Consider the following 18,735-nt stretch of genomic DNA (forward strand, 5'->3'; position numbering starts at 1 on the left):
CCGAACGTGCCCTCGGCCGGACAGTCGTCCCCCGACAACGTCGTCGACGACGAGCGCGACACGGCTGAGGTGCCGCTTCCGGACGTACCGAGGCCCGCCGTCGCGCCGGGCCCGGGCCCCGTCACCGGCCCGATGCCGCCCTCGCCGCCGCCACCGCCCGGTCCCTCGCTGCCCGGGTTCGACGCCCCGCCGGTCCCGCCGCCCGCGTCAGCGGTCAGGACCGACTCCACGCAGCGCTGGCGCGTTCCGGGCCCGATCTGGGCGCTCGCGGCGGCCGTCGCGTTCCTGCTCGGAGTGCTGGGCGGCTACGCAGGTGGCGTGCTCGAGGACCAGGACGACATGTCCAGCCTGGCCGGCGGCGGGCTCGACCCCGGCTCGATCGAGACCGACGCGCCCCTGGCGGGCGACGACGCCAGCATCGTGAAGGTGGCCGCGACGCTGCTGCCCTCGACGGTGCAGATCTTCGCCGAATACCAGGGCGTCGAGGACGCCGCGACCGGCTCCGGGTTCGTCTTCGACCGCAACGGCCACGTGGTGACCAACAACCACGTTGTCGCCGACGCGGCCAAGGCCAAGGGCAGCATCGAGGTGGTCGACCACAAGGGTCGCCGCTACAAGGCCGACGTGGTCGGGCGCAGCGCGGTCTACGACCTCGCGGTGCTCGACGTGCCGGAGGTCAAGGAGCTCGAGCCCGCGTCGCTGGGCAGCACCTCGAGGCTGAGGATCGGTGAGGGGGTCGTGGCCATCGGCTCGCCGCTCGGTCTCAGCTCGACGGTGACCTCGGGCATCGTGAGCGCGCTCCAGCGCCCGGTGAGCACCGGACAAACCGAGGACGACACCTCCTACATCAACGCAGTGCAGACCGACGCCGCGATCAACCCCGGCAACTCCGGCGGTCCGCTCGTCAACCTCGTCGGCCAGGTCATCGGCGTCAACTCGGCGATCGCGACCGCTGGTGGCGGCGAGGGCGGGGAGGGCGGCAGCATCGGCGTCGGCTTCGCCATCCCGATCGACCAGGTCAAGGTGACCGCCGCGCAGATCCTGAAGACCGGCAAGGCCACCTACCCGATCGTCGGCGCCTCCGTCGACGTCCAGGCCGTCGACCACAACGGCGCGTTGATCTCGGTGGTGGAGGCGGGTTCGCCCGCGGCCGCCGGCGGCCTCAAGGACGGCGACCGGGTCACCAAGGTCGGAGACGTCACCGTCACCGACGGGATCGGCATGATCGTCGCCATCCGCGCCCACCAGCCGGGGGAGACGATCGAGTTCACCGTGATGCGCAACGGCGCCCGCCACGAGCTCAAGATCAAGCTGGAGGCACAGACCGAGAACCTCGCCTGACACCGCGAGGCCGTAAAACGCGAAGAGCTGCTGGGCGCGATGCCCGGCAGCTCTTCGCGTTGTTGTGGGGAAGGTTTGGTTGTGGGGGTTGAGGGCTGTGACTCAGGACGCGTCCGGCGTGGCGGCGGGCGCAGCGCCCTCGGCCTCGACGAACGGGTGGTCGGCCACGAAGGCCTTGGTCTGCGAGTACATGTCATCGATGAACTTCTCGAGGACGCTGGCCTCGACGCGCCACTGGCCGCGGCCGCCGATCTTGATGGCGGGGAGCTCACCACGGCGGACAAGGGCATAGACCTGTGCGCTCGAGGTGTTGAGCACCTCGGCCACGTCGGCAAGAGTCAGGAAGCGGGGGGTACCAGACATAAGGATCAGTCTCCCAGACTTGGCAAGCGGCCGTAAACCATCGCGCAAACCTGTTAGCCCGCTTTAGGTAGTGTTGCGCTGCTTTGTGGATGCGTGGTGGGTGAACCGTGAAGCAGAGTCGCGCTAGGCAGCGAACAAGAGATACAACCCGCCAACAGTGAAGCCGACCATCGTCACCAGAAGCGGCACCTGCCCGGTCACCAGATGCTGCTTGGGAAGCACCTGGAGCGCCCGGATATGGGCCGACCAGACGCCGAGCACGTGACCGATGATCACCGCGGCCACCTTGATCACGGCCAGCAGCGTGGCGTGGAAGGCGAAGAAGTAGGAGACCGGGAGGTCGGCCGTTCCGAACCAGTCGCCTCCGTTTCCGAGCGGATCCGACGCGTTGCGCAGCGTCGCCAGCCCGCTCTCCCAGAAGTAGCTGAGGTAGTGGGCCACGACGTAGCCGACGATGATCGGCACGATCGAGGGCGCCAGCTCGGCGGGCAGCGCCCGGCGCGGCACGTCACCGACGCCGGTCAGCATCGTCCCGAGGCAGTAGAACCCGGCCACGACCAGCGGGAACGAGATCAGGGCGAGATTGCTGATCAGGTAGGCGGTGCCGCCCGAGATCTCCGGGCTCTGCACGATCTGGAGCCAGGGCGGCGACTCCCGGTAGGAGTCGTAGACGATGGTGCCGAACAGCACGGAGACGACCGCGACCAGGCCGGGGGCCGGACGCAGGGTGTCGAGGTTGCCGAGCGGGGTGCGCAGGACCAGGTTGCCGGCCTGCGTACGTCCCCACACCGACAGCTTCGAGGTCAGTGACGAGTAGACCTCGAACGGGTCGCAGCGCTCCAGGAACTCCTCACCGAAGAGCACGCCGCCGAGGATCATGACGGCCAGGTAGACGGCCAGCCAGAGACGTACGGGGCCGAGGTAGTTGTTCTCCGGGTAGACCAGCTCGAGCCAGGCGAAGGCGAGGAGCGTGAACGCCGCAGGCCAGTAGCCGAGGCGCTCGGGCAGCCGGAGCGGGGGATCGCCCGGTCCGCGCAGCCAGGTCAGTCCGGCCACGAACGTGCGGGCCGGGCTGATCGCCTTCCAGACCGGTCCGAAGAGGAGCGAGAACGGGACGAGGCCGACCCAGATCCAGACGTACGTCATCCCGAAGATGGGATTCAGGGCGTTGTCGGAGCCGGCGAAGGCGACCAGCACGAAGTAGGCGAAGATCAGCAGCCCGACGACGCGCCACAGCGCGGTCCAGGCGGGGGAGTCGACGACACGCCCGAGCCGCGGCAACGGCCAACCTCGGGGGTTGCGACTCTGCGGACCCTGTGCGGCGACCAGCTCGCCCTCGGCGGCGCGCCTGGTGGTCAGCACCAGCAGTGCGAAGGAGACGACCAGGGCGAGGACGGCGCCCGCGATGACGTACTCGAGCGGCAGTGGGAGGTCCTGGCGACCGCCCACGCCGTGGGTGAGGATCACCTGACCTCGAGGGTGACGATGGTCTTGCCGAGCGTGTGCGACTCGACCACGAACTGACCGGGGATGTCGAACGCGCCCAGGCTGATCCGGGTGGTGCCCACGCCGTAGGCGGCGGACTGCGCCGGGTCGGTGTGCACGTGGATCTCGCCGGCGGCGTCGGCGGTCACGTCGAGCTCGACGCTGTGGCCGAGCGGGACGTCGACCTGGGTGCCGTGCGGGTCGACCGAGTCATCGGAGAAGTTGATCTGGACGACCACCGGGTCGCTGTCGGTGCTGGGCTCGGTGGCGACGTCGTTTCCGCAGGCGGTCGCGATGGACGCGATCCCGCAGATTGCTGCCACGACCGCGATGATTCGGGCCGTGAGGCGCATTGCTCCCCCGTTTCGTGGGCTAAGTTCAAGCTGGCTTCTGCCACAATCGCACATGAACCAAAGAGGGGGCTGAGAGGGTATGAGCGAGCGTCCGCGAGCGAATCACGGGACCAACATGCTGCCGCGTCCCTACCCTGGCGCCTGCGCTACGGAGGTGGCAGCATGAGCGACCGACTTCGGCCACGTGAGGTGGCGTTCCTGGACGGGGAGACGCTGGCGGTACCGCACCAGGTGGCGAGCATCGAGCTGATCCAGCCCCGGTCCGAGGGCTTCGACTACGGCGCGTTCCTCGAGCACGTCGAGGACCGGCTGTCCTTCGTGCCCCGCTACCGCCAACGGGTCCGGGTGGTGCCCGGTCGCATCGCCTACCCGGTCTGGGCGGACGACGACCGGTTCGACCTCACCTACCACGTACGCCGCTCCGCACTGCCCCGCCCGGGCTCGATGGACCAGCTCCTCGACCTGGCCGGCCGGATCGTCTCCCGGCCCCTGGACCGCTCCCGGCCGCTGTGGGAGCTCTACGTCATCGAGGGGCTGGCCGGCGACCGGGTCGCACTGATCACCAAGACCCACCAGGCGCTGGTGGACGGTGCCGAGACGGTCGACCTGGTCCAGCTGCTGCTCGACGACAAGCCCGAGGTCGGGCCGATCGTGCCCGACCTGTGGGAGCCGCCGGAGCCGCAGTCGAGTGCCCGTCTGGTCGCGGGTGCGGTCTTCGACGCGGTCACCTCGGTCAGCGGGCTGACCGGCACCGCACGCAGCCTGGGCGGCGTCGCCCTGGGGCGGGTCACCAGCGTCGCCAAGGATCTCCAGACCGCGGGCAACGGGATCGCCCGGGCGCTCACCGGCCGGACTCCGGAGCGGCCGACACCGCTCAGCGGCGCGCTCTCCCAGCAGCGGCTGGTGGTCACGCTGCAGGCCGACCTGGCCGACTTCCGCCGCATCCGGGACACCCACGGCGGCACCGTCAACGACGTGATCCTCGCTGCCGTCACCGGCGGTCTGCGCGCGTGGCTGATGACCCGGCAGCAGTCGCTGGCCGGCGTACGCCAGGTGCCGGCGCTGGTGCCGGTCTCGGTGATCGACGAGGAGCTCGACCCGACGCAGCTCGGCTCGGCGGTCGCGCCCCACTTCGTGGTGCTGCCGGTCGCGGAGCCGTCGCCGGTGGTCCGCCTCCACCAGGTGTCCTACTCCTTCGAGCAGCACAAGGCGAACGCCCGCACGGTCAGCGCGCAGCGGCTGGCGGGGATCAGCGGCTTCGCCCCGGCGACCTTCCACGTGGTCGGCTCCCGGGTGGCCGCCGAGAGCGAGCATGACTACCTGCTCTCGGTGTGCAACGTGCCCGGTCCGCAGGAGGCCCGCTACGCGGCCGGCTCGCGGCTGGTGGCCTCCTATCCGATCCACCCGCTGACCGAGGGCCACACCCTCGCGATCGGGGTGACCTCCTACGACGGCCAGGTCTTCTTCGCGATCACCGCCGACCGTGACCTGGTGCCCGACGCGTCGCTGGTCGGACAGTGCATCAGCGAGGCCCTCGACGAGCTGCTCGACACCGCATCCGGCCGCCGCTTCCGCGCGCCTCGGGGCCTGCGCGTGGTCAAGAACTCCGGCGAGTGAGGCACAATCCCACCGTGACCCGCATCTACGTACCCGCCACGCTCGCGCTGCTCGCTGACTGGTACGCCAAGGGCGAGCTGCCCGGCACCGCCGACGGCTACGCCGCCCCCGACGACAGCGAAGAGGCCGAGTACGCAGCCCTGATGAGCGCCGCCGACGACTCGGCGGCGCTCCTGGCCGGTCCCGGCCGCCGGGTCGTGGTCGTCGTGGACGCGCCCGCCGCCCTGGGCGACCAGGTGGTGCCGTTGAAGCTCGTCGCCGCCGTCCACGCCGACCTGGCCGACCGGCCCGCCGACGCCGATCCCGACGAGGACCTGGGCTGGTTCGCGACCCAGGAGATCCCTCAGCTCATCGGGTAGATCGACGCCGGCGGCGCGGTCTCAGGCCGGAATCACTCCTCCTCGCCCCACCACGTCTCGGTGTCGACGCCCTGGTAGGGCGGGACCTTGACGGTGCGGGCACCGGCCTTGCCGCCGATGGTGATGGTGCGGTAGCTGACGTTGTTCGACCGCGTCCGCTCGTAGAGGTTGCCGTCGGGGTTGACGGTGACCTTGATCCGGTAGGTGCCGTTCTTGACCTTGCTCAGGTCGAAGGCCTGGGTCTGGGCCTGGTTGTAGGTGTCGCCCCAGCCCGTCGGCATGGTCTCCCGGAGCCAGAGCGCGGACTTCTCGCCACAGGCCGACTGCAGGCCGGTCTGGCTGGGCCGCAGCGTCGCGCCCGGCACGGTCAGGTCCACCGGGTCGGTCGGCGCGAGGCACCAGGACTGCTTGCCGCTCGTGGAGACGACCTTGTCCTTGGCGTCGACCAGCTCGTACTTGGCGAAGTCGAGGAAGTGCCAGTGGTTGTGCTCGGGCGCCTCGTGGAACTCCATCGTGCCGGTGCGCTTCACCCCGACCTGCTTACCGTCGCGGTAGAACATCTGGTAGGCGTCCATCACCGCCGAGGTGCCACGGCGGAAGCCCTCCACGACCATCGGCGCGGGGCCGGCGTTCCACTCGTTGGCGGCGAAGTTGAGGCGGTCGGTGCCGCCCTCGTCGACCTCGGTCGAGATCTGCCATGCGGGCAGCGAGACCAGGTCGGGCAGGGTGTCCTTCTTGGGCTTGCCCGGCTTGATGATGCCGAGAGCGCCGCCCAGCGGGAGCCGGCCGCGGCCGTTCTCGCCGCCCTCCAGCGTCTCTCGCGGCACCACGGTGCGAGCGCCCTGGTCGTCATCGGCGCCGTGGGCCGCCATGATGCCCATCTCGCCCTCGCCCTCGGTCTCGCAGCCACCCTCGGCGCATCCGTCGACGATGACCAGGTCCTGCTTAGCGGTGCGGCTGGCGTTCGGCAGACCGAGGAAGTCGGCGACCGCCTTGCTGACGCTCATCGTCATGGTGAGCCGGGTCTCGCCCTTGGTCTCGAACTCGAGGTCGGAGACGGCCGGGACCGCCATGCCCCGCTCGATCCCGTAGAGGACGCCCTTGGTGAACCAGTTGCCGCCGCAGAACTCGGGGTAGACCGGACCGGTGGCGCCGTCGGTCTGCACCCGCTGCCGGTCGTAGCCACCGGGGCACAGCGGCCGGGTGTCGTCGAGGACGACCTTGCCGGACTTGTTCTTCAGCGTGACCCGCAGGCCGTCTTTGAAGCCCTTCATCCCGTCGACGATCGAGGCCGGCGCGGTCGTGGTGGTGCGTTTCTTGCCCCGGATGACGGTCTTGGTCAGCTTGACCGGCTCGTCGTAGGCAGCGTGGCTCGCACGGAACTCGAAGGCAGCGTCATAGGCGGCCAGCCAGACCGACGGCTGGAAGTACGCCGTCCCTTCCCAAGCCTCCACCTGGACGGTGTCGGCGGCGGCGACGAGCTTCAGCGTTCCCTTGCCGGTAGCACCGCTCGCGGGTCCCGAGTTCGCCGTCACCGTCGTGGTGAGGACGAGTGCGGCTGCCACCAGCCCGATGCCGGCCGAGACCAGCTGCCGCGTGCGCGTACGAGGTTTTACCATCGAGATGCCCCCTCATGAGTGGCCCGAATCCCTCCTGATCCGAGACCTGAACCCCGGCAATCTATTGCCGAGCACCTATGGGGACGGTTGGCTTTTCAGTTCGGTTGCACCAGATCGGTGACAAAATTTCAGCGGGAGAGATACGCCGCGCCGACGGCCTGCTCGAGGTCGAAGGCCTTGAGCATCAGCTCCTCGACGTACGCCTCGAGCTTGGCCCCGACCAGGGGCACCGGCACCTTGATGTTCAGCCGCACGCTCTCGGTGGTGCGCCCGTCGGACTCCGACAGGGAGATGTTGCCGCGCAGGGTGGCCAGGCCGCCGGGGACGGTGATGTCGACGACCGCCACGGTGTCGGAGGACCAGACCTCGTTCTGGTGGACGGTCAGGTCGCCGGTGACGATGCGCTTCGCGAACGACGGTACGCCGACGGTGGACTGCACGCGGTCGATGCGGACCTCCCGCGGCGCGCCGCCGATGGTCACCCGGCGACGGAGCGCGCCCTGGGCGTCGGCGACCTGCTCCCGGAAGCCCGGGTCGGCGAGCATCGCGGACACCTCGCCCATGCGAGCGTCGTAGACGAGCTCGTGCTGAAGGGTCGTCGTCATTGCCGAAATCCTTTGAGGCTCTTCTGCGGGTTGGGACGGGGGATGAGGTGGCTCAGCCGGCGAGCCAGCGGGTGCCCACCTCATGCTCCTTCTCGAGCGCCTTCTTGAAGATCGAGAGGATGAGGTCCTCCAGCTTTCCGCTGACCAGGGGCACATTCACGGTAGCGGTCAAGGTGACGGTCTCGACGGTCCCTGTGCCGTTCTCGGCCAGGCGGGCGGTGCCGGACAGCGAGCCGGGCTTGCCGGGCAGGGTGAGCTTGAGGTCGCCGGAGGCGAAGTCGGAGGACCAGATCTCGTCCTGGTGCACCTCGATGGTCTCGCCCACGAACTTCTTCGCGAACCCGGGCACGCCGCTGACCGCCTGCTCGTAGCGGATGCTCACCGTCGACCCGGTGATCGCCACGCTCTTGGACAGCGCGTGCTGCGCGTCGCAGACCTGCTCGCGGAACGTCGCGTCGGCGAGCATCCGGGAGACGGCTGCGATCGGGGCGTCGTAGGCCAGGTCCACCGACAGCTTTTTGCTCATGACCACACATCATGACGCCTACGCGGGCCAGAGTCATCAGTGAAGGGACCGAGAGAACCGACACATTCTCCGGGTATGCTCTTTACCGCGGCGCCGGCGACCGGGCCATCGGCCTATGACTCACATCGGCGATTCCTTTGGACGCGGCGGCCTATCCGGAGTGATGCCGGGATACCGTGAGAGGTGTGTCAACGGAGACGCATATCAAACCTGTCCAAGCTTCGCAGAACGTCCTGCAGAACCGACTGCCGAGCACCACCTATTTCCGCCACGTAGCCCCCGAGGAGCTCACCGGCCGCAGCGAGGCTGATCTCGCCGGCGCGGTGGGATCGCATCTGGCGCTGGCAGCGAAACGCCCCCAGGGCACCGCCGCCGTGCGCATCCTCACCCCGACCACCGCCGCAGACGGTTGGTCCGCCGGAGGCCGCAGCGTCGTCGAGATCGTCGTCGACGACATGCCCTACCTCGTGGACTCGGTCAAGACCGAGCTCTACCGTCGTGGCCTCGACGTCCATCTCGTCGTCCACCCCGTCATCGACGTCGCCCGTGACGTGACCGGTGCGCTCGAGGGGGTGAACGAAGGAGACATCCGCGAGTCCTGGATGCACATCGAGATCGACCGCCTCGCCCCCGACGCCGCCAAGGAGATCGTCGCGGGTCTGGAGGGCATCCTCGAGGACGTACGCGAGGTCGTCGAGGACGAGCCGCGGCTGCACCGCCGGCTGGCGGAGATCGCGGCCGGCCTGCGCTACACCCCGCCCAACAGCGTGCCGCGCGAGGAGGCCGCCGAGGCCGCCGAGCTGCTGGCCTGGCTGGCCGAGGACCACTTCCTGCTGACCGGCTACCGGGAGTACCGCCTCGACGGCGACTACCTGCGCGGCCGCTCCGGCACCGGCCTCGGCATCCTGCGTGCCGACCCGCCGCAGGCCCCCGACCACGGCAAGATGCCGCCGAAGGTCGCCGCCCATGCCCGGGACAAGGTCATGCTCGTCCTGGCGAAGGCCAACTCCCGCTCGACCGTCGGGGAGCCCGCCTACCTCGACCACGTCGGCATCAAGATCTTCAACGGCGCCGGCGAGGTGGTCGGCGAGCACCGTTTCCTCGGCCTGTTCACCACCAAGGCGGCCCGGGAGTCGGTGACCCGGATACCGGTCGTCCGCGGCAAGGTCGCCGCGGTCCTCGACCACACCGGCTACGACCGCCGCAGCCACACCGGCAAGGCCATGCTCGACGCGATGGAGTCCTACCCGCGCGAGGAGCTCTTCCACGCCTCCACCGAGGAGCTGATGGACCTCGCCGAGGCCGCGCTGGGAGCGATCGAGCGTCGCATCCTGCGGGTGGCCGTCAGACCCGACACGTACGGACGCTATGTCTCGGTGCTCGTCTCGCTGCCGCGTGACCGCTACAACACGACGGTCCGCGAGCGGTTCTCGAAGGTGCTCCTCGAAGCCCTCGGCGGCACCGACCTGGAGTTCACCGTACGCATCAGCGAGTCGACCACGGCCCGGGTGCACTTCGTGGTGCACGGCACCACCGAGTCGCTGGGCAAGGCCCTGGACACCCCGGGGCTGATCGACAGCCTGGAGTCGCGGCTGCGCAAGGCCGCCCGGAGCTGGCGCGACGACCTCGTCAGCGCGGTCATCGCCCATGCCGGCGAGGACGGCGCGGCCCGGCTCTCGCACGTGCTCGACGCCTTCCCGGAGGCCTACAAGGAGGACTTCGACGCCGACACCGGCGCCGCCGACCTGACGCGCCTGGAGCTGCTCTCGCACCAGGGCGAGGCGGTCGACTTCTCCTTCTACAAGGACCCGGAGAGCCCCGGCGGATTCCGGATCAAGATCTACCGCACCGGCGGCCCGCTCTCGCTGTCGCTGATGCTGCCGATCCTGTCCTCCTTCGGCTTCGAGGTCACCGACGAGCGGCCCTACGACCTGGAGGGCGTCGGCACGTCCGGTTCGGAGGAGTGGTTCATCTACGACTTCGGCCTCGCCTACTCCGGCACCCCGGCCGGCACGCCCACCCAGCTGGTCGCAGCGCTGCACCAGGCCTGGTCCGGGCGAAGCGAGATCGACGGGCTGAACGCGCTCGTCCTGGCGGGGCTCGACCACGGCCAGGTCACGATGCTGCGTGCGTACGCCCGCTACCTGCGCCAGACCGGCACCCCGAGCTCGTTCTTCTCGATCGGCAACGCGCTGTGCACCAACCCGGGCATCGCCCGGCAGATCGTGGAGCTGTTCGAGACGCGTTTCGACCCCTCGCTCACCGCGCGTGACGAGACCAAGCGGGCCGAGGCGATCATCGAGGCTCTCGACGACGTGGCCAGCCTGGACCAGGACCGGATCCTGCGCAGCTACGTCGCCGCGATCCTGGCGACGACGCGCACCAACTACTACCGCGGGCGGGACTACCTCTCGTTCAAGTTCGACCCGCAGCAGCTGCCCGACCTGCCGCTGCCGCGGCCTGCGTACGAGATCTTCGTCTACTCACCCGACGTCGAGGGCGTGCACCTGCGCTTCGACGCGGTGGCCCGTGGTGGGCTGCGGTGGAGCGACCGGCGCGACGACTTCCGCACCGAGGTGCTGGGGCTGGCGAAGGCGCAGCAGGTCAAGAACACCGTGATCGTGCCGGGTGGCGCGAAGGGTGGCTTCGTCCCCAAGGGCGTGGCCGGTCCCGACGCCTACGTCACGTTCCTGCGTGGTCTCCTCGACGTCACCGACAACCGGGTGGACGGCGAGATCGTGCCGCCGGCCGACGTGGTCCGCCACGACGCCGACGACTCCTACCTGGTCGTCGCGGCCGACAAGGGCACCGCCACGTTCTCCGACCTGGCCAACTCGGTCGCGGCGGAGTACGACTTCTGGCTCGGCGACGCGTTCGCCTCCGGGGGCTCGGCGGGCTACGACCACAAGGCGATGGGCATCACCTCGCGGGGTGCCTGGGTCTCGGTGCAGCACCACTTCAAGCGGCTCGGCATCGACCCGCAGGTCGACGAGATCACCGCGGTCGGCGTCGGGGACATGTCCGGCGACGTCTTCGGCAACGGCATGCTGCGCTCGGACCGCATCCGGCTGGTGGCCGCCTTCGACCACCGGCACATCTTCATCGACCCGACGCCCGACGCGGCGACGGGCTTCCAGGAGCGGAAGCGGCTCTTCGAGACGCCCCGGTCGACCTGGGAGTCCTACGACACCTCGCTGATCTCGGCGGGTGGCGGCGTGTGGTCGCGGCAGCTGAAGTGGGTGCCGATCAGCCCCGAGGTGCGTACGGCGCTCGGCCTGCCGACCGACGTCAAGCGGCTCACTCCGCAGGAGCTGATCAGCGCGATCCTGCGGGCGCCGGTCGACCTGCTGTGGAACGGCGGGATCGGGACGTACGTCAAGGCGTCCAGCGAGACCGACGCCGATGCGGGTGACCACGCCAACGACGGTGTCCGGGTGGACGCCGCCGAGCTGCGGGTGCGGGTGGTCGGTGAGGGCGGCAACCTGGGCATCACCCAGGCCGGCCGGGTCGAGTTCGCTCGCAAGGGCGGACTGATCAACACCGACGCGATCGACAACTCCGCCGGTGTCGACACCTCCGACCACGAGGTCAACCTCAAGATCCTGCTCGACCGAGAGGTACGTGCGGGCTCGCTCACGCTGGCTGCGCGAGACGAGCTCCTCGAGGAGATGACCGACGAGGTCGCCGCGCTGGTCCTGGCCGACAACGAGGCCCACAACGTCACCCTGACCCGTGCGATCGCCTCGGCGCCGCAGCTTCTGAAGGCTCACGAGCGCCAGATCGCGGAGTGGGTCACCGAGGGCGTGCTCGACCGCGACGTCGAGGGTCTGCCGTCGTCGACCGAGGTCGCACGCCGCCTGGAGGCGGGGGAGGGGCTCACCGCCCCCGAGCTGGCCGTCGTCCTCGCCTGGACCAAGATCGAGCGCCGGCGTGAGCTGGTCGCCGAGGGTCTGCCCGACCCGGCCGAGGACGAGGAGATGACCCAGCGCCTGGTGGCCTACTTCCCGACCCCGATCCGCGAGCGGTTCCCCGAGGCCATCGTGGATCACCCGCTGCGGTGGGAGATCTGGGCGACCTCGGCGGTCAACGAAGAGGTCAACCGTGCCTTCGGGTGCGTAGACGGGCCGTCACGGTGAGCACGGTGCCGGCGAGCACGAGGGAGACGCCGAGCGCGGCGAAGATCCACGACGGGCCGCCGGTGTCGGGCAACGAGCTCTGAGGTGAGGTCTCCGTCGGCGGTCCCGGGTTCGGGGCCGTCGGCGGATTCTCATCTCCGCCCGGGGTCGGGACGTCGGTCGGCTCCTGCGCCGGGGTCGGGTCCGGTGTCGGGGTCGGCTCGGGTGTCGGGTCCGGCGTGGGCGTCGGGTCCGGTGTCGGGGTCGGGTCCGGTGTCGGGCTCGGCGAGGCGACCTCGTCGACCCGGAAGTCCTGCCCGCCGTGGATCTCCCCGGCGGAGGTGATCGTGACCGTGCGCGAGGCCTCGCCCACGACACGCATCCCGTCGGGCGCGGTGACGCTGATCGTGTAGTCGCCCGGCGGAAGGTCCTCGACGATGTAGCCACCCGCGTCGTCGGTCGTGACCTCGACCGGGCCGTCGGGACCGTCGACGGTGACGGTGACACCGGCGACCGGGTCGCCGCTCGAGGCGTCGGTGACCCGCCCGGCGATCGATCCGGGGCGGGTGAGGTCGAAGTCGACCCCGGTCACGTCGGTCGAGGCGACCGTGACGGGTCGCGTGGTGGCACCCGAGTAGCCCTCGGGCGCGTCGATCTCCGCGGTGTAGTCGCCCGGCGGCACCCCGTCGAGCGTGTAGTTGCCGTCGCCGTCGGTGACGGTGGTGATCGGGTCGCCGCCGCCGGCGGGCACCAGGCGAACCTGGACGCCGCCGAGCCCGCTGCCGCCACCGGTCACGGTGCCCGAGACGCTGGCCAGCTGGTCGACCACGAAGTCCTGGTCGGTGATCGGGGTGTCGTCGACGGTGATGTCGGAGCGGGTCGTCCCGTCGGGGCCCGCGGTGTAGCCGGCGGGGACGGTGAGCGTCACCGAGTAGCCCGTGCCGGCTTCGTTGTCGTCGAAGAGGTAGCTGCCGTCGGTGCCGGTGGTCGTGGTCGCGGTGGTGCCGTCGGGACGGGTGAGGGTCACGGTCGCGCCGGGGACCGGGGCACCGGCGTCGTTGCGTACGGTGCCGCTGATCGGCTGCGGGATCACTTGGCGTACGTCGAAGTCGGCTCGTGAGGCGGGGTCGCCGTCGTTGCCGCGGTTGCTGACGGTCGCCTCGGTCGCTCCGACGGTCACACACCCCTCGGGCCGGCTCAGCCGGACGGTGTAGCCGTCCTGGGTGGCGAACTCGCCGAAGGAGTAGGTGCCGTCGGCGGCGGGGCTCGTGGTGGCCAGCGTCTCGCCGTAGGGCGAGACCAGGGTGAGTACCGAGTCCTCGACCGGGCACGATCCTGAGGTCGACACGTCGGTGACAGTGCCGCCGATCGGGCGCGCCCTGCTCACGAACCAGGTCTGGTAGACCGGGAAACCGGCACGGCGGGTGAAGACGAAGGTCAGGCTGGTGAGCCGGATGTCGGGCTCGTACCAGCCGCTGGCTCCGTTGGTGTCGGTGGCGGTCGGGTTGCCGGTCAGCGTCGAGGTGGCCGGGTTCCAGGTCGGCTGGTCGGTGCCGCCGGCGTAGTTGAACGGGCCCTGGAACCATGCGGAGATCGCCGCGGCCGGGACGTCCTCGCCGTTCTCGTCGGTCGCCCGGATCTGGACCTGGTCGGAGTCGATGTCACCGAGCACGAACGCCCAGCCGGTGTCGGGGGTGGGGTTGGCGAAGGTGTACGTCGTGGTCGAGGCCCCGCTCGGGGTGTCGGCCTTCGGGCGCAGGTTGATGTAGGCGGACCCGCGGCTCGAGCCGTACTTGGCGCCCGGAGGCGTGCCGGCGTCGAGGAAGGTGGACGCGCCGCTGGGAAGGGCGACGTTGGCGCGGGAGTCGCTCGCCATCTGTGCCGCCGGGAAACCTGCCGACCGCTGGGTCATCGTCGTGGAGTAGTCGTTCGACGTCCCGGAGATGGGCGCCCACTCGGCCCACGAGTCGGTCATCGCGTGGGCCGGTGCCGGCGACAGCACCGTGACGAACACTCCGGCCAATAGTGCCAACGCCAGGCAGGCCCGGTTGAACATGGAGGGGTTCCTTTGCTTCCGAGGAGCAAATGTTGCGTTGGGGGACTTAGGAAGGCTATCCGAGCGGGAGCCGAGATTTGCGCTCTGAATCACGCGTGTGGCGGAGGTTGGCGTCGTTCGAGGTCGCGGACTGCCATTCCGCGGGGCGCGGGATCGACCGGACCGACCGCGCCAGGGTCGGGATGAGGGCCGCTGCGGCGGTCAGCGCGGCGACCATCAGGACGGCCACGGCGCCGTCGACTCCGGCGAGCAGCGCCTCGGCCAGTGCCGGTGCGAGCGGGATCGAGAGCATCGAGACGAACTGTGCGGCGGCCTGCACCCTCCCGATCAGCTCCTGCGGCGTGGTCGCCATCCGGTAGGCGGCGATGCCGGCGTTGCCCGCGGGGTTCAGGAAGAGACCGACCGAGGCGGCCAGAGCCATGACCGCGGGGTGCGTCCAGAACGCCAGCGGGATCGAGAGCGGCACGAAGCTCCAGGCGACGAGGATCGTCAGCCATCCGGTCGGCAGCCGGTCGATCAGCCAGGGCACGGCGAGGGCGCCGAGGATCCCGCAGGCGCCGATGGCCGCCTCGGCCAGCCCGATCTGCCACGCCGGGAAGCCCGCTTCGACCAGCCGCAGCAGGGCCAGGAAGAAGAGCGCGTTGACGGCGAGGTTGATGGCAGGACTGAAGAGGAGCAGCGTACGCAGGAACGGCTGCCGCCAGCTGTAGCCCAGTCCCGCGGTCAGGTCGGCCAGGGGCTTCTTGGCCTCCCGTGCCGCCGCCGGTGGCGCCGAGAGGTCGGCGCGGACGCGTGCGAGCAGCAGCCAGCCCGCTGCGTACGCGATGGCGTTCCCGGCGAAGGGCGCCCATCGGGAGACACCGAGGAGTACGCCGCCCAGCGGCCCGCCGAGCAGTCCGGCGATGTGCTGGCGGGCCTGCTGCTGGGAGAACGCCGTGGGCAGCTGATCGGGCGCGACCACCGACCTGATCGCCGAGTTCTCGGCGGGCAGGAAGAGCCCGTTGAGCGCTCCGGTGAGCAGGGCGACGAGAAGCAGGTGGGGGAGGGTGAGCGAGCCGAGCAGGCCGGCGATGGCGAGGGAGGCGTACAGCACCGCTCCCGAGCCGTGGGCGAGCCGCATGATCCGCAGCCGGTGGTGGCGGTCGGCGATCACCCCTGCGGGGAGCAGCATGCCGACCATGCCGACGAGGTGGGCCGCCTCGGCGGTGGCCGCCCAGAACGCGGATCCGGTCATGGCGTAGGCGACCAGCGGCATCGCGAAGATGCTCACCCGGGTCCCGAGCTCGGCGACGGTGGCGCCGACCCATAGAGCGGTGAAGTCGTGGTTGCGGGCGAGAGCGCGATAGGAGGGCATATCCGCACCGTAGATTGCGCAACATATATTGCGCAATAGTCCTTGCGCACTAAATGGTGCGAGATTCGGCTAGGGTGGCGCCATGGCCACCTACGACGACCCGCGGATCCTGCGCGCGATCGCCCATCCGACGCGCAACCGGGTGCTGCACGAGCTGTCCGCGGCAGGTTCCCTCCGCGCCGTCGACATCGCGAAGCGCACCGGCATCCCGGCCAACCAGGCGAGCTTCCACCTGCGACAGCTCGCGAAGTACGGCCTGGTCGAGGTCGCTCCCGACGCCGGCCGCGACAAGCGTGACCGCGTCTGGCGACTCGTCGACGACGACATCACGCTCAACCCCAGACAGATCGTCGAGCAGCCCGGGGGCGATGCCGCCTACACCGTGTTCCAGCGCAACTCCGTGGCATGGGGCCACCACCTGGTCGACCAGGCCTTCCAGATCTCCGCGGACGAGGACGACCCGGCCAAGCGCATCGTCTCCGAGACCTCCCTGCGGCTCTCCGAGGACGACGCCGTGCGGCTCCAGCAAGAGCTGAACGAGGTCGTCGCCCGCTATCGCGAGGCCGGTCGCCGGTCCGACGACGAGCTGGACCTCTACTCCGTCTATCAGCTCATCCAGCCGATGCCGGACCTCGCCGGCGAGGACGGGGACCCGGCCTGATCTGGTCGTGATCTCGCCCTGATCTGGTCCTGATGTGGGTTACGTCTCAACCACCTCTGCCCGCAGCCTTCCTACTCGCGAGTCACCTGCGCGTTGGTTTACCGTCCAAAACGCGCCCAGCCCAGGACGCCAGTAGGGAGATACGCGAACGATGAGCACAACCCAGATCGCCGAGAAGCGCGAGGTGCGCGAAGCCAACCGAGTCGAGGGTCACAACGCCAGGTCCTGGCTGCTGGTCTCCGCGATGCGTACCGAGATCTTCGACGACGCACAGCTGAGCCGCGCCGACCAGATCATCCTCGACATGGAGGACGCGATCGACACCTCGCTCAAGGCGCAGGCCCGCGAGAACGTGACCAGCTGGCTGAAGGGCGGCGGCCGCGCCTGGGTACGCATCAACGACTGGACCACCGAGGACTGGAGCGAGGACCTCGCCGCGCTGGCCGGGATCGAGACGCTCGCCGGGGTGATGCTCGCGAAGACCGAGTCGCCCGACCAGGTGACCGACACCTTCCAGCGGCTCGGCGGATCGACCCCGGTGATCCCGCTGCTCGAGTCGGCGCTGGGGATCGAGGACGCCGCGACGATCGCGCGCGCCCGCGGCGCCTACCGGCTCGCGTTCGGCTCCGGCGACTACCGCCGCGACACCGGTGCGGAGAACGACCCCCTCGCCATGGCCTACCCGCGGACCAAGCTCGTCCTCGCCTCGCGGATCGGCAACCTTCCGGGCCCGATCGACGGCCCGACGGTCGGCAGCAGCCACCCGCTGCTCCGTGAGCAGGGTGCCGACGGCGTCGCGATGGGCATGACCGGCAAGCTCTGCCTCGATCTCGAGCAGCCCGCGGTGATCAACGAGTCGTTCAGCCCGTCCCCGTCCGACGTGACCTGGGCCTACGAGTTCCTCCACAAGTTCGAGGAGGGCGGCCGCGTGATCCGCGACGGCAGCGACAAGCCCCGCCTGGCTCGTGCCGAGACGATCAAGCGTCGTGCCGAGCTGTTCAAGATCAAGCCCGACACCGAGACGTACGACGCCCCGGTCTCCGGCCCGAGCGTCTACTGACCTCCGGCCGACTCGGCCCGTCTGCCCCAGACATCCATGCCGAGTCGGCGCTGATGTCCCACGAACCAGTGCCGAGTCGGCGCATCTGTCCCATGCGGTTGGGGCAGTTGCGCCGACTCGGCTTCGGAATTCGGGACAGACGCGCCGACTGAGCATGTATCTGCGGGGCAGTTGCGCCGACTCGGCGCACGGGGGTGGGACAGATGCGCCGAGTGGGCTGGGCTCGGCTAGCGTTGATGTCGTGGATCTGCAGCAGCGCATCAGTGACCGGGCCGGTGAGATTCTGCTTTTCGCCGTCACCCCGCCGAGGGTGACGACGGACCCCGAGAGGGTGCAGCAGATCGCGGAGGTCACGCTCGAGCGGATCCGGCCGCTCGATGTCGACGGGCTGATCCTCTACGACATCGACGACGAGTCCGACCGCAACCCCGAGGAGCGGCCGTTCCCGTTCGTACGCACCCTCGACCCCGCCGAGTTCCTCGAGCGCAACCTCGCCGGTCTCGACGTACCGGCCGTCGTCTACCGCGCCACCGGGAAGTACGACGAGTCGACGCTGCGCGACTGGGTCAAGACCCAGGACCCGGCCAGGGCGCTGTCGGTCTTCGTCGGCGCCTCCTCGGGCGAGAAGCGGGTCTCCACCAGCCTGCGCCGCGCTCAGGAGATCCGCAGGGAGGCCAACCCCGACCTGCTCCTCGGTGCCGTCGCGATCCCCGAGCGACACACCGCCAAGGGCGACGAGCACCTGCGCCTGATCGCGAAGCAGGAGGCCGGCTGCTCCTACTTCGTGAGCCAGGTCGTCTACGACGTCAACGCCGCCAAGAACCTCGTCTCCGACTACCGCTACGAGTGCGAGACCCGCGGCCTGCAGCCCGTGCCGATCGTGTTCACCTTCTCCGTGTGCGGCTCGATGAAGACCCTGGAGTTCCTCCGCTGGCTCGGCGTCGACGTCCCGCGCTGGATCGAGAACGAGCTGCGCCACGCCACCGACACCCTCGACGCCTCGCTCGAGCAGGCCGAGGCGACCGCGATCGAGCTGATGTCCTTCTGCCGCCAGCTCGGGGTGCCGTTCGGCATCAACATCGAGTCCGTCTCGATCCGCAAGGTCGAGATCGAGGCCTCCGTACGTCTCGCCGAACGGCTCCGCGGCAAGCTCGAGCGCTGAGTCACAGCCAGCGCTGAGCGTCCCTCGTCTGGACGCAGCGTAGGAGGAGCGCAGCGACG

The 18,735-nt window shown here is 69.9% G+C and carries 15 protein-coding genes; 7 read left to right on the top strand and 8 right to left on the bottom strand.

The window, feature by feature from the left end; translation table 11 throughout:
* The first annotated feature begins 6 nt into the window (after positions 1-6).
* A complete protein-coding gene (locus ACWZJV_RS21985; protein WP_457178679.1) occupies positions 7-1,341 on the top strand; it encodes a S1C family serine protease in 1,335 nt (444 codons plus the stop codon).
* A 102-nt stretch (positions 1,342-1,443) separates the two neighbouring features.
* Here ACWZJV_RS21985 and ACWZJV_RS21990 read toward each other — a convergent pair whose 3' ends face one another.
* The 3 genes from ACWZJV_RS21990 to ACWZJV_RS22000 form a co-directional block, all read right to left on the bottom strand.
* Positions 1,444-1,704 (bottom strand): helix-turn-helix domain-containing protein, encoded by a 261-nt coding sequence (locus ACWZJV_RS21990; RefSeq protein ID WP_008358738.1) that lies wholly within the window; start codon positions 1,702-1,704, stop codon positions 1,444-1,446.
* A 123-nt stretch (positions 1,705-1,827) separates the two neighbouring features.
* The gene (locus ACWZJV_RS21995) at positions 1,828-3,171 is read right to left on the bottom strand and encodes a hypothetical protein (RefSeq protein WP_457178681.1); all 1,344 of its coding nucleotides are present in this window, start codon (positions 3,169-3,171) and stop codon (positions 1,828-1,830) included.
* Entirely contained in the window at positions 3,168-3,512 is a 345-nt protein-coding gene (locus ACWZJV_RS22000) for a hypothetical protein (RefSeq protein ID WP_196875036.1), read from the bottom strand. Before ACWZJV_RS22000 ends, ACWZJV_RS21995 begins: the two co-directional genes overlap by 4 nt.
* A gap of 192 nt (positions 3,513-3,704) precedes the next feature.
* Here ACWZJV_RS22000 and ACWZJV_RS22005 point away from each other — a divergent pair, with 192 nt between their 5' ends.
* Complete coding sequence (locus ACWZJV_RS22005; protein ID WP_457178683.1) at positions 3,705-5,159, top strand: wax ester/triacylglycerol synthase family O-acyltransferase; 1,455 nt, start codon at positions 3,705-3,707, stop codon at positions 5,157-5,159.
* Between the two features lie 14 nt (positions 5,160-5,173).
* A complete protein-coding gene (locus ACWZJV_RS22010) occupies positions 5,174-5,518 on the top strand; it encodes a DUF6912 family protein (protein WP_008358732.1) in 345 nt (114 codons plus the stop codon).
* A 32-nt stretch (positions 5,519-5,550) separates the two neighbouring features.
* On the opposite strand, the gene ACWZJV_RS22015 is transcribed toward ACWZJV_RS22010, so the two are convergent.
* From ACWZJV_RS22015 to ACWZJV_RS22025, 3 genes are all read right to left on the bottom strand, one after another.
* Positions 5,551-7,137, bottom strand: a complete 1,587-nt coding sequence (locus ACWZJV_RS22015; protein WP_457178685.1) for a lysyl oxidase family protein — start codon at positions 7,135-7,137, stop codon at positions 5,551-5,553.
* 128 nt (positions 7,138-7,265) lie between these two features.
* Positions 7,266-7,742: a DUF2505 domain-containing protein gene (locus ACWZJV_RS22020; RefSeq protein ID WP_008358730.1), complete on the bottom strand. Its 477-nt coding sequence runs from the start codon at positions 7,740-7,742 to the stop codon at positions 7,266-7,268.
* Between the two features lie 52 nt (positions 7,743-7,794).
* On the bottom strand, positions 7,795-8,268 hold the full coding sequence (locus tag ACWZJV_RS22025) for a DUF2505 domain-containing protein (protein WP_040755283.1): 474 nt from the start codon (positions 8,266-8,268) through the stop codon (positions 7,795-7,797).
* A 185-nt stretch (positions 8,269-8,453) separates the two neighbouring features.
* Here ACWZJV_RS22025 and ACWZJV_RS22030 point away from each other — a divergent pair, with 185 nt between their 5' ends.
* Positions 8,454-12,404, top strand: coding sequence for an NAD-glutamate dehydrogenase (locus tag ACWZJV_RS22030; protein ID WP_457178688.1), 3,951 nt, complete (start codon positions 8,454-8,456; stop codon positions 12,402-12,404).
* Here the strand turns inward: ACWZJV_RS22030 and ACWZJV_RS22035 are convergent.
* On the bottom strand, positions 12,364-14,439 hold the full coding sequence (locus tag ACWZJV_RS22035) for an MSCRAMM family protein (protein ID WP_457178690.1): 2,076 nt from the start codon (positions 14,437-14,439) through the stop codon (positions 12,364-12,366). The two genes, ACWZJV_RS22030 and ACWZJV_RS22035, sit on opposite strands and share 41 nt — an antisense overlap.
* Positions 14,440-14,494: 55 nt before the next feature.
* Complete coding sequence (locus ACWZJV_RS22040; RefSeq protein ID WP_457178691.1) at positions 14,495-15,793, bottom strand: MFS transporter; 1,299 nt, start codon at positions 15,791-15,793, stop codon at positions 14,495-14,497.
* Between the two features lie 82 nt (positions 15,794-15,875).
* On the opposite strand from ACWZJV_RS22040, the gene ACWZJV_RS22045 reads away from it, so the two are divergent.
* The 3 genes from ACWZJV_RS22045 (at position 15,876) to ACWZJV_RS22055 (ending at position 18,676) form a co-directional block, all read left to right on the top strand.
* The gene (locus ACWZJV_RS22045) at positions 15,876-16,454 is read left to right on the top strand and encodes an ArsR/SmtB family transcription factor (protein ID WP_457178693.1); all 579 of its coding nucleotides are present in this window, start codon (positions 15,876-15,878) and stop codon (positions 16,452-16,454) included.
* A 151-nt stretch (positions 16,455-16,605) separates the two neighbouring features.
* On the top strand, positions 16,606-17,514 hold the full coding sequence (locus ACWZJV_RS22050) for an HpcH/HpaI aldolase/citrate lyase family protein (protein WP_196875029.1): 909 nt from the start codon (positions 16,606-16,608) through the stop codon (positions 17,512-17,514).
* A gap of 241 nt (positions 17,515-17,755) precedes the next feature.
* Positions 17,756-18,676: a methylenetetrahydrofolate reductase gene (locus ACWZJV_RS22055; protein WP_457178695.1), complete on the top strand. Its 921-nt coding sequence runs from the start codon at positions 17,756-17,758 to the stop codon at positions 18,674-18,676.
* Positions 18,677-18,735 lie beyond the last annotated feature (59 nt).

Source organism: Nocardioides sp. WG-D5 (assembly GCF_054031175.1).

Bases quoted from the DNA above. Each gene is read 5' to 3' on its own strand.
- ACWZJV_RS21990 (WP_008358738.1), bottom strand. From the start codon at position 1,704: ATGTCTGGTACCCCCCGCTTCCTGACTCTTGCCGACGTGGCCGAGGTG.
- ACWZJV_RS22005 (WP_457178683.1), top strand. From the start codon at position 3,705: ATGAGCGACCGACTTCGGCCACGTGAGGTGGCGTTCCTGGACGGGGAG.
- ACWZJV_RS22015 (WP_457178685.1), bottom strand. From the start codon at position 7,137: ATGGTAAAACCTCGTACGCGCACGCGGCAGCTGGTCTCGGCCGGCATC.
- ACWZJV_RS22020 (WP_008358730.1), bottom strand. From the start codon at position 7,742: ATGACGACGACCCTTCAGCACGAGCTCGTCTACGACGCTCGCATGGGC.
- ACWZJV_RS22025 (WP_040755283.1), bottom strand. From the start codon at position 8,268: ATGAGCAAAAAGCTGTCGGTGGACCTGGCCTACGACGCCCCGATCGCA.
- ACWZJV_RS22035 (WP_457178690.1), bottom strand. From the start codon at position 14,439: ATGTTCAACCGGGCCTGCCTGGCGTTGGCACTATTGGCCGGAGTGTTC.
- ACWZJV_RS22040 (WP_457178691.1), bottom strand. From the start codon at position 15,793: ATGCCCTCCTATCGCGCTCTCGCCCGCAACCACGACTTCACCGCTCTA.
- ACWZJV_RS22045 (WP_457178693.1), top strand. From the start codon at position 15,876: ATGGCCACCTACGACGACCCGCGGATCCTGCGCGCGATCGCCCATCCG.
- ACWZJV_RS22050 (WP_196875029.1), top strand. From the start codon at position 16,606: ATGAGCACAACCCAGATCGCCGAGAAGCGCGAGGTGCGCGAAGCCAAC.